Raw genomic sequence first — 965 nt, forward strand, 5'->3', positions numbered from 1 at the left:
TGCGTTATACAGTCATCACGCTGAATGGAGGTTCGGTTGATGGCCAAAATGGACGAAGCTACGCGCAAGCGGGTGCGTGCTGGTCGGCTGATGTTGGCGGGCAAAACGCCGGCCGAAGCAGCCAAGGCGGTCGGGGTCGCGCGGCAAACCGCATACACGTGGAAAGCCCGGCTCGACGAGGGCGGCATCGAGGCGCTTCGCGTAATGGCCACGGGGCGGCCGGCGCAATTGGATGCGAGCCAGCTCGAAGGATTGCGCGTCGCGCTGCTGCAGGGCCCACTGTCACACGGATTCGGTACCGAACTATGGACGCTCAAGCGCGTACGGGCACTCATCGAGCGGCTGTACGGCGTGACCTTCAGCGAGGTGCATGTCTGGCGGCTGCTGAGCGCATTGGGGTTCAGCTCGCAAAAGCCCGAGCGTCGAGCCATCGAGCGCAACGAGGAAGCGGTACTGACCTGGAAGCGCAAGACTTGGCCCGCGCTCAAAAAAAGTGCGCCGCCGAGCGACGATTGATCGTCTTCATTGACGAATCGGGTCTCTCGGAGCGCCCCACGCGGGTGCGTACGTGGGCGCCCAAGGGCTGCACGCCGATCATTCAGTATCACTTCAACTGGAAGCATGTTTCGGCCGTCGCCGGCCTCACCCGGACAAACTTCCTGTTCCGCCTGCATGACGGCGCGATCAAAAGCGCGCAGATCGTCGAATTCCTCAAAGCGCTGCGCGCGCAACCCAGACGCAAGCTGATGATCGTGTGGGACGGCGCAGCGCAGCACAAGAGCCGCGTCGTGCGCGAGTACCTCGACAGCACGGATGGCGCCGTACAGATGGCACTGCTGCCCGGTTACGCGCCCGATCTGAATCCAGTCGAATACCTCTGGGCTTGGCTCAAGCGGCACGCCTTGGCCAACTTCTGTCCCAACAACCTGACCGAGTTGAAGCACACCGCTCGATGCAAGCTCAAG

Annotated in this window: 1 protein-coding gene and 1 pseudogene; both read left to right on the forward strand. The window is 62.7% G+C overall.

What is annotated here, in order from left to right:
* Nucleotides 1-90: 90 nt before the first annotated feature.
* Nucleotides 91-414: pseudogene (locus WS62_RS38100) on the forward strand (winged helix-turn-helix domain-containing protein); the annotation flags it as partial.
* The coding region (locus WS62_RS36310; RefSeq protein WP_231748274.1) for an IS630 family transposase at nucleotides 306-965 on the forward strand (660 nt) is incomplete at its 3' end. The pseudogene WS62_RS38100 and the gene WS62_RS36310, both read left to right, overlap by 109 nt.

The organism is Burkholderia sp. ABCPW 14 (assembly GCF_001523835.1).
GTDB classification, from domain to species: Bacteria; Pseudomonadota; Gammaproteobacteria; order Burkholderiales; family Burkholderiaceae; genus Burkholderia; species Burkholderia mayonis.